At 58.2% G+C, this 9,616-nt stretch carries 9 protein-coding genes; 1 reads left to right on the top strand and 8 read right to left on the bottom strand.

The features are described from left to right. Nucleotides 1–43: 43 nt before the first annotated feature. Nucleotides 44–592 carry a DNA-deoxyinosine glycosylase gene (locus H4Q31_RS20095; protein ID WP_185180844.1) on the bottom strand — a complete coding sequence of 183 codons (549 nt, stop codon included), beginning with the start codon at nucleotides 590–592 and terminating at the stop codon, nucleotides 44–46. A gap of 160 nt (nucleotides 593–752) precedes the next feature. Here H4Q31_RS20095 and H4Q31_RS20090 point away from each other — a divergent pair, with 160 nt between their 5' ends. After that, the gene (locus H4Q31_RS20090; RefSeq protein ID WP_185180843.1) at nucleotides 753–1,550 is read left to right on the top strand and encodes a TetR/AcrR family transcriptional regulator; all 798 of its coding nucleotides are present in this window, start codon (nucleotides 753–755) and stop codon (nucleotides 1,548–1,550) included. A 73-nt stretch (nucleotides 1,551–1,623) separates the two neighbouring features. Here H4Q31_RS20090 and H4Q31_RS20085 read toward each other — a convergent pair whose 3' ends face one another. From H4Q31_RS20085 to H4Q31_RS20055, 7 genes are all read right to left on the bottom strand, one after another. Then, complete coding sequence (locus H4Q31_RS20085; RefSeq protein ID WP_245347541.1) at nucleotides 1,624–3,180, bottom strand: MFS transporter; 1,557 nt, start codon at nucleotides 3,178–3,180, stop codon at nucleotides 1,624–1,626. Between the two features lie 160 nt (nucleotides 3,181–3,340). Beyond that, complete coding sequence (locus tag H4Q31_RS20080; RefSeq protein WP_185180841.1) at nucleotides 3,341–4,171, bottom strand: carbohydrate ABC transporter permease; 831 nt, start codon at nucleotides 4,169–4,171, stop codon at nucleotides 3,341–3,343. Next, complete coding sequence (locus tag H4Q31_RS20075; RefSeq protein WP_185180840.1) at nucleotides 4,171–5,052, bottom strand: carbohydrate ABC transporter permease; 882 nt, start codon at nucleotides 5,050–5,052, stop codon at nucleotides 4,171–4,173. The genes H4Q31_RS20080 and H4Q31_RS20075 overlap by 1 nt, the downstream gene beginning before the upstream one ends. Before the next feature lie 76 nt (nucleotides 5,053–5,128). Then, nucleotides 5,129–6,541 carry an extracellular solute-binding protein gene (locus H4Q31_RS20070; RefSeq protein ID WP_185180839.1) on the bottom strand — a complete coding sequence of 471 codons (1,413 nt, stop codon included), beginning with the start codon at nucleotides 6,539–6,541 and terminating at the stop codon, nucleotides 5,129–5,131. A gap of 209 nt (nucleotides 6,542–6,750) precedes the next feature. After that, a complete protein-coding gene (locus H4Q31_RS20065; RefSeq protein ID WP_185180838.1) occupies nucleotides 6,751–7,389 on the bottom strand; it encodes a fumarylacetoacetate hydrolase family protein in 639 nt (212 codons plus the stop codon). Nucleotides 7,390–7,395: 6 nt separating this feature from the next. Further along, nucleotides 7,396–8,148 carry a glycerophosphodiester phosphodiesterase gene (locus tag H4Q31_RS20060; protein ID WP_185180837.1) on the bottom strand — a complete coding sequence of 251 codons (753 nt, stop codon included), beginning with the start codon at nucleotides 8,146–8,148 and terminating at the stop codon, nucleotides 7,396–7,398. Continuing rightward, nucleotides 8,148–9,470, bottom strand: a complete 1,323-nt coding sequence (locus H4Q31_RS20055) for a CapA family protein (RefSeq protein WP_185180836.1) — start codon at nucleotides 9,468–9,470, stop codon at nucleotides 8,148–8,150. Before H4Q31_RS20055 ends, H4Q31_RS20060 begins: the two co-directional genes overlap by 1 nt. Between the last annotated feature and the right edge of the window lie 146 nt (nucleotides 9,471–9,616).

The following is a 9,616-nucleotide window of genomic DNA, read 5'->3' as shown; positions in this document are numbered from 1 at the left end:
AAAATGCTCCCCTTACAGTAGCAGGTTTTATTATTTCACCTGTCTACCGTATGGGGAGCATATCAGTCTGGAGGAATGGCCCTAATTGTTGCCGCCAGGCGGCCAGCCGGTCGTCGAGCCCGCGGAAGTTGCGCGTCGGCACCGGGCTCGAGGACGGCAGCCGGATGACCGTCCGCACGGCTAGCTCCGGCGTATCGCCAAATTGCTTCACCAGCTCGCCGTGCGACTTGCCTCCGTTGCAGGCAACGACTCGAATGTTCGGATAGCGGCGGAGCAGCCCCGGGATGTCGTTCGGCACGGCATCCCGGATGTCGCTGTCGAGACTCCCCTTGCGCACACAGGAGGCGAAGACGTCCCACATGGCGATGCCGTGCCGCAGCGCGAAGGCGAGCCGGTCCTCGTACCGCTCGTCCGGCACGCCGTCCGCGAGCAAACTATAAAGAAGCCTCCACATATAGTTGCGCGGGTTGCCGTAATACTCATGGGCTTCGAGCGAAGCGACACCTGGCATGCTGCCCAGGATAAGGATGCGGGACTGTTCATCGACAAGCGGCGGGAAAGAGTGCACGCGCGGCGCTTCTTCCTCGTTCATGGGGGCTCCTCCTTCCTCTGATTTTCCTCTATTGTCCCATTCGGGACGACTCGGCGCAAATCGGCTGCTGCCGGCTTGCGGTCGCTTTTTTTCGACCCTGGGTTGAATGTGCTATACTGTGTATAAGATAAACATTTAAGCTGGGCGGAGGATTCTACGAATGGGCAAGAACGAGATTACGCCTGATGAAGCAGCCAAGCTGCTTCCCGCCGGAGCCGCTCTCGCCTGGGGGCTTGGCAAGCCGCCGCAGCGCGGTCCGAAGCGGGAAATGACCATTGAGCAGATCGTCCGGACGGCGATCGAGATTGCCGACAAGGACGGATTGGCTGCCGTGTCGATGAACCGGGTTGCGTCCGCGCTTGGCTTCACCGCCATGTCGCTGTATCGATATATTCCGAGCAAGGAAGATCTCCTCCTGCTCATGCAAGACGCAGTCAGCGTTTTTCCGGCTCCGACGGAGCGGCCCGCCGCGGAATGGCGCGAGAGCATGCGCGAGTATGTGGCGGTGAACATCGACGTCTTCGTGAAGCATCCCTGGTTCGGCGATCTTCCCGTCTCCGGCGTCCCTCTTGGGCCAAAGACGCTCAAGTTCGTCGATTGGGGCCTCAGGATTATGCGCGATATGCCTCTCAACGAATACGAGAAAATGTCGTTCGTACTGTTAGTTAGCGGCTATGCCCGCTCCTGCGGCATGATTATGCGCGATATGCACCGGGCGATACAGGCCGGTTCCAGCGAGGAAGCGTTCAGCGGTCTCACTTATACGACGGCTCTGCAAGCGCTGGTAAAGCCGGAGGCATATCCAAACTTGTACCCTCTGGTTCAGTCCGGCGCCTATACCGGAGAGAACGAGAGCGAGAACACCGTCGGAGACGACTTCGACTTCGGTTTGGAGCGGATTCTGGACGGTATCGAGCAGTACTTGAATCGGAAACGGAACCATTCGGCGGATAAGTGAGCCCCCCAACAAGTCAAACGGCGATCAACTGGGACCTTGCGGTCAGGTTAATCGCCGTTTGGCGTTTCTCGGTTTATGCGGCTGTTTCAAGGACCGTTTTTTTCTCGCGAAGCATGACGGCCGTGAACGCTGCCGCGATCAAGACAATCAAGCCTGCCGTGAGACTGGTGGCATGCATCGCCGTCATGTAGGAATCCTTAGCGACGGCCATGACCTGAGCTGCTGTCTGCCCCGGCAGGCTCTGCGAAGCGGCTGCGGCGGCTGCGATGGTCTCTTTGGCAGCAATCGCGGCTTCCGGAGGCAGACCGGCCGGGAGATGCGGAGTGGAGGAATGTTGGTAGACGGCAGCAAGGACGCTGCCAAGCAACGCGATGCCAAAGGAGCCGCCAAGTTCGCTGGACGTCTCGATCAAACCGCTGATCGCTCCCGCCTTGTCAGGCGGAGCGACGCCGACGACGTAATCGGTCACAAGTGTCGCGACCGAGACGAGTCCTGCCGCGACAAGCCCTGCGCCGACTAGGGTTATCGTGATCGGAGAGAAGCCCCCTAGCTGGACCTGAGTCAATACGCCGAATCCGATCGCCGACAGCAGCAAGGCTCCTGTCATGACGCGCGGCCTTCCCGTCGTAACCGATAGCTTCGCCGCCATCGGTGCAGCTGCCCCGACGAATACCGCTGGCGCCACACTCCATAGCGCTGCGACGAAGGCACTGCAGCCGAGAACCGATTGGAGGAATTGGGTCAGGACGACCGAATTCGCCATCGTCGCGAACATGCCGATGAAGTTGACCAGAATGGAGCCTCCAGTCCTGCGCTCCAGCAGAGCGCGAACGTCGAGCAATGGATGCTCCAAGCGAAGCTGCCTTCGGACGAACAAGGCTCCGACGAGCAAACCGATCAAGAGAAGAATGATGGGAAGCGCAGACCAGCCGTCTTCGGCGATCGTCTTGATGCCATAGGTGACAGGCAGAATAGCGGCAAGCACTAGAATCGAACCGAGCCAATCAATGCGAGTGGCGACCGAACTGCGGGATTCTGGCAGCAGTATCGGCGCAATGATTAAGAGCAGCGCCATCGCAGGAATATTAATCAGGAATACCGATCCCCAAGAGAACCGGTCTAGCAGAAGTCCGCAGATGATCGGGCCGACGCTAATGCCGCCGGCCATAACGGCGCTCCATATGCCCAGCGCCTTTGCGCGCTGCGCAGGATCCTGAAACATGGCGCGCACGACCGCGAGCGTCGACGGCATCAAGGTCGAACCGGCGATCCCCATAATCCCCCTCGCCAGGATCAGGACGCTTGCCGTCTCCGCGGATGCCGCAAGCAGTGAGCTTAAGGCGAATCCGACCGTGCCGATCAGCAGCAAGCGGCGGCGTCCGATCCGGTCGCCCAGGGTCCCCATCGTTAACAACAGTCCCGCCAGGATGAAGCCATAAATATCGAAGATCCACAGTTGCTGCGTCGCGGTCGGATGTAGATCCTCCGCAATAGAAGGCGCGGCGAAAAATAGCACAGATACGTCCATCGACACCATCAGCAAAGGGAGACAGAGAACACTTAACCCGATCCATTCCTTCCTTCCGGCCCGCTTCCCTTGTTGCCCCGCGTCAGCGGCGGTTGAGAGCATGCTCACGTTCATTCCTCTTTTCTGTTTATAATGTATACAGTATTAACTATAAACAGTATATTGAATAAACATAAATTGCGCAATCCGAAAACGCAAAAAAAACGAGGCCGATTCGAATCGGCCCCGCCGCGCGGAGTAACACCCTATTTTCAACCGATGATCAACCCTTGACGCTGCCCGCGGTCAAACCTTCAATGATCTTGCGCTGCAGGAACATATAGATGACGAGCACCGGCACGACGCTGAACACGATCCCCGTGCAGACGAGCGCATAGTTCATCTGGAACGCATCACGGAATTGCACCATTCCGGTAGGCAATGTGCGGAGCGCATCCTTGCTGATGAAGAAGAAGGACAGCAAGTATTCGTTCCAATTGCCCAGGAAATTAACGATGAACACCGTGACGAGCGCAGGCACCGTCAGCGGCAGTATGACCTGCGCGAACATCCGCAGAACGCCCATGCCGTCGACGATCGCGGCTTCCTCCAGCTCGTTCGGTATCGCCCGCATGAACGCGGCGATTAGAAGCACGCTGAACGGAAGCGCTCCTGCCGTGTAAGGAAGGAACAACGACCAATGCGTATTCAGGATGTGCAAGTCGGTTACGAGAAGATACTGCGCGATAAACAGCACGTTGCCTGGAATCAGCATGCCGATCAGCACGAATTGATAGATGGCCGCACTCGTCCGCTTGAACTTCATCCGCGTGAGGGCAAATGATGTCGCCGCCGCCATTAGAACGCCCACAACCGCTGCGCTGACCGCCAAATATAAGCTGTTGAAGAAATAAACGTTGATCTTCGCCTTAACCCAAGCTTCCTTGTAATTATCGAACACCCACTTGTCCGGCAGTCCGAACGGGTGCGCCGCGATCTCGATGTTGCTCGATTTGAACGAGGAGAACAGGATGAACAGGAACGGCGCGAGTATAATGACGACATAGACGAGCATCATGAGATGAGGAATGGATTTACGCACGTTAGCCGCCATCAATATTCCACCTTCTCCTGTCTTCTGACGATCACGATCTGGTACAGCGCAGTTAGGACAAGCGCTATGGCGAAGATAATGATAGACAACGCCGAGCCGTAGCCGTAATCGCCGTACTTAATCGCCTGGTTCACCATGTACGAAGCCATCACGTCCGTCGCACCGGCAGGTCCTCCCCCCGTCATGACGAGCACGATATCGACAACGCGCAGCGCGCCTGCGATAGATAGCATGATGACTACGTTGATAACCGGTTTAATGAGCGGCACCGTCAAATACCACGCCCGCTGCACGCCGGTCGCGCCGTCGATCATCGCCGCTTCCTCGATGTCCCGCGGGATGGCCAGAATCGCAGCCAGAATTAGCACAATATAGAAGCCCATCCACTGCCAGGCATTCGTGATCAGAATGGACCAGAGCGCCCACTTCATATCCGCCAGAAAGTAAATCGGCTCTAAGCCGAGTGATTTCAAGATGCTGTTGATCAAGCCGACGTCGGGATCGTATATGTAGCCCCACAGAATCCCGATCACCGATGTGGACAGAATCGACGGCATGAACACCGTCGTCTTGTAGAAGCCCTGCAACCGTTTGACGTTGCTGATCAGAAGCGAGAAGATGACGATCAATGGCACTTGAATGCAGCATGAGAACAACAGGATATAGATGTTGTTCAAGATCGAATTGCGGAAGTCGGGGTCTTGGAAGGCGTTGACGAAGTTATCCAAGCCGATGAAATCTTGCGTGTTCAGCCCGTTATAATTCGTAAAGCCGTAGTAGAAGGAGGTCAGCATCGGATAGATGAAAAATAGAAAATACAGCGCAATCGTAGGAAGGACGAATAGCAGGTAGATATAGGGATTTTTCAAAGTGGCTCTCATTGTGTTCCTCCCCCGCGAAAATCGAGAGACACCACCCACGCGCGGGCGGGAGGTGCCTCTCCTCATTCAGCTTGGATTACTTGGCAGCAGCGGCGTTCTCTGCGTCTTGCACCTTCTGGATCGCATCGCCTACTTGCTGAGGAGTTGCTTTGCCTGCGATCAGCTTCGCCAGCTGCGTTTCGGTCTCCGTGTAGACCTTCGATTGCACGACAGAGTCGAAGTGCGGGAACGAAGCGCCGGCGTTCGCGAGCACATCAAGCACTTGCTTCACGACCGGATCCGACACTTGCGCGACCGATGCTTCGGACAGCTTCATCGATGGCAATACGCCGTCTTCGAGCAAGCCGCGAAGCTGCATCTCGTCGCTGTACAGGTTCTTGATGAACGCCGTGATGGCTTTCTTCTCGTTCTCGTTGACGTCGGACGAGAAGCCGTAGCCGTTCGCGTAGTTGGCGTTGACGGACGTCTGGTCGCCTTTGCCGTTCGGTACGGCCGGCAGCGACACGAACGCCACTTTGCCGGCGATGGCGCCGCCAACCGCGTCATTCTTGAACGCGGACGAACGCCAGGAGCCGTCGAACATCATGCCGGCTTTGCCGGCGACGAAGTCGTTCAGCATGCCGTCATAATCTTTGCCGAGCTCTCCCTTGGAGAAGTAGCCTGCCTTCTCCCAATCCGCATACAATTGATAGGCGGCGAGGACGTCCGGCGAATTCCACTTCACTTCACCGGTGATGAAGCCGTTGTTGGTCTTCTCGCCGGCTACGCGTCCGATCAGCGTGTTGACGAGCATGTTCGGCACCCAAGCGCCGGAGGAGCCCATCGCGAACGGCGTAATGTCATTTGCCTTCAAGGTGTCCGCCGCTTTGATCAGGTCGTCCCAAGTTGTCGGAGGATTCAGATTATATTGGGCGAACAATTCCGTGTTGTAGAAGATGCCTTCGGTGTTGCCGCCGATCGGCAGGCCGTAGACTTTGCCGTCGACCGAGAACGGTTCGAGCACGCCGCTAAGGAACTTGTCCTTAATGCCAAGCTCATCCAGAATCGGCGTCAGATCGAGCATCCGTCCGGCCGCAGCATACTTCTGCGTGTCGCCGGCGCCGCCGAATACGTCGAAGATCTTCGGAGGATTGCCGGCAGCCATCTCGGCCGGAAGCTTCGTGAAGCGGTTCACTTGGTCTTCTACAGGATCCAGTTCAAACTTGAGACCCGGGACTTCGGCTTCCGTCTTGGCTACGACGTCGTCCAGAATGGCTTTGCGGAACTTCTGCGCGTCGCCGATCTGAATGTGGCGCAAGGAGACGGTGAAGTTCTCGACCTTCTCCGGAGATGCCGATTCCGAAGGAGATGCCGATGGGCTAGGGGATGCCGATTCGCTCGGGCTGGCGGAAGGCGATGATGTGTTGTTGCCGTCGTTGCTGCCGCATGCAGCGAGGAAAGCGGACATCGCCATCGATACTGCGAGAGACGATACAAGCTTCTTGTGCACTCGTGAGACCCTCCTAATCGATTGATGATCGCTTCTTACACCTTTATTGTAAGTCCGAAAGTCCCATGAGTAAGTGCCATATTCCCCTACTTCAGGGATAATATCGTCTTGCATGCGGCAGAGGAAAAGCCCCTGCAGCGCACCCGATGGCACACTTGCAGGGGCTTCCGCCGGAGCAAATAGCAATTAATGACCTGTGGATTCGTTTATTATCGAAGCACCGCGATGCCGTCCGCGACCACGGAGCCGCTCCAGTCCAGCACCAGCCGATCGCCGGACTTCAGCTCGCCTACGCCGGCCGGCGTGCCGGTATACAGCAAGTCGCCTGCGCCTAGCCCGAAGCGGGAGTCGACGAATGCCGCCAGCTCGCCGATGCTGAACACCATATCCTTAATGTTGCCCCGCTGGACTTCCCGCCCGTTGAGACGGAGCGTGAAGTCGCTCTTCGACAGTTCTTCGATCCCGGGATACGGCAGCCAATTGCCGACCGCGGCGGAATTGCGGAAGCCCTTGGCATCGAGCCACGGATATCCCTTCGCTTTGATCCGGTCCTGCACATCGCGCAGCGTGAAATCCAGTCCAACCGTGAAGTGCGAGATCTGCTCGTCAAGCGGCCGATCTGCCCGGTACGGCTCCGCCATATACAATACGAGCTCAGCCTCGTAATGGACAGAGCCGCTGTCGCCCGGAAGCGCGACCTCTCCGTCCCAAGGGACGAGCGCGTGCGTCGGCTTGGTGAAGATCATCGGCGCTTCGGGCACGGCATTGCCCAGTTCGGCGGCATGCAGCCTGTAATTGCGTCCTACGCAGTAGATGTTGCGGATATCCTGTCTCGTAATGGTTGTCATGCCCTCTTATCCTTTCGCGACGGCCGCCAGCCAGCGGTCCGGGTAGTTGGTACAAATCTGAAACGGCTCCGGCATACTTGCGAGTCGAGCCAGATCGCCGGGTTGATTGACGGTCCAAGCCATCACGCCGATGCTTGCAGTGGCCGTCTCAGCCAGCAGCTTCGGCGTCACTAGACGGTAATCGATCGACAGCACTGAGGCTCCGAGCGATTGCAGCTGCGGGATCAGATCCTTCGGCTTCTTGTCGGTGATCAGTCCGGTGCGGAATTCCGGCGCCTGCTTCTTCGCTTGCTCTATAAGGCGGCGGTCGAAGGAAGTGATGACGACGGCGCTCTCCATCCGGTAAGCCCGAACGAGTTCCACCACGCGGCGAACGAGCAAGCCGCCCTCCTGCGCGTCTTCCTTCAATTCGATGTTCAGGCAAGCCCGACCGTAGACGAGCGACATTACTTGCGCAAGCGTCGGGATCGGCTCCCCCGCGTAGATAGGGTGGAACCAGCTCCCCGCATCCAGCTGCGACAGCTGCAAGGCCGTACGCTCGCTAACCTTGCCCTTGCCGTTCGTCGTCCGGTTCAGCGTCCCGTCGTGAATGACAACGGGCACCTCATCCTTGCTCAAGTGAACGTCGAGCTCGATCCAGTAGACGCTAGGCTCGCTAAGCGCCAATCGGAATGCGGCGAGCGTGTTCTCGGGCGCCCCTCCCGACCATCCGCGATGAGCGACACAAGGATGAAGCGCGGCCCGGCTCGTTGGTGCCATCAAGGAGTCTCCTTCCCGCCTCCGGCGGATACAGGGATCAGATCTCCCTTCTCATCCACCTTAGCCCCGTATGACTTATCCGAGAGCTCTGCGAGGAGCAGCGCTCCCTCTTCCGGCTTCATCGGCGATGGCTGGAAATTGTGCGCGAACATGGGCTCGAAGTTCATGCCGCAAGCGCCGTCCTTGGTGCAGGCCGCCTTCAGAACGCCTGTCTGCTGAGTAACCGAATTACCGTTCGTTGTGAAAATAAAATTGCCCAAGCTGTAGGCGATCCACTTGCCATTGTAATACTCGAATCCTTGCAGCACGTGGGGATGGCTGCCGATGACCAAATCCGCACCGGCGTCCACGAACGTGTGTCCGACGTCGAATTGCGCCTGCTCCGGCTGCTGCTCCCGCTCGTTGCCCCAGTGCACCATCACAACGATGATATCCGCCAATTCCTTGGCCGACTGGATAGCCGCAACCGCCGGCTTCGTATTATAGGTATCCGCAAGGCCGGGGTGGTTCTCGCCGGCTTTCCAAGAGCCATCCGGCACCACATGCGTCACGCCGATGTAGGCGACCCGAATGCCATGGCTCTCGATGATGACGGGCGTGAACGCTTCCTCGGCGTCTACGCCGGAGCCCATGTGCTGCAGCTCCGCGTCGTCGAGGTAGTCCATCGTATCGCTGAGGCCTTCCCATCCATGATCCAATGTATGATTGTTGGCCAGCGACAATACGTCGAACCCGGCATTCTTAATGCCGGTTAGATACTCCGGCTTGCCGCGGAACACGTACGTCTTGTTCTCGGCCGGGTCTTCCCTGTTCGTAATCGGCGTCTCCAGATTGCCGGCCGTAATGTCCGCCGCTTGAAGCGAGGCGGCTGCATATTCGAACGGGTAGTCCACGCCGTTCTTGTCCATGTAGCTGCCCACGGTGGAGGCAGTCAGAATGTCGCCGACGAACGCGAGCGTCACTTGGTCCTGCGTATCCGCAGGGCCGCCGGCAGGCTCGTCCGGCGTGCCCGGTGCATCGCTATCGCTGCCGGTGGGCGTGCCGTTGCTTGCATCGCCGGCGTTGCCAGGATCGGTTGGGGTGCCGTTTGCGTTGCCGCTGCCGCTGGGCTCGTCCGCATTGCCGGCCGCAGGCGCGGATGCAGGCGGCGCCTCCGAGCGGCCGCCGGGGGCGCCGTCCACGCCGCCGGAAGCGCTCCACTGGGCAGCCAGCAGCCCGCCCGCCACAACAATAAGCGCGAGCAGCGTCACATTCACGAACAGCAGCTTGCGGAAGCGCCGCTTCTTGGATATCTGATGCGTACGGGTGCGGGAATAGGACATAATTGCATTTCCTCCAGTACCATTTCCTGCCCGTAATTATACCACACCCGCTCGCATGCAGACGAACGTTCGTTGATATTGTCGATGTATTGTCGGGGGCGTTGCGCATACACCGCCGACGTGCATCTCCCCCACTTTGGTGCGTA

The sequence above is a fragment of the Cohnella lubricantis genome, from assembly GCF_014212015.1.
GTDB lineage: Bacteria > Bacillota > Bacilli > Paenibacillales > Paenibacillaceae > Cohnella > Cohnella lubricantis.
The sequence above is the reverse complement of the archived record's forward strand: the minus strand, read 5'-3'. Positions and strand labels throughout refer to the sequence as shown.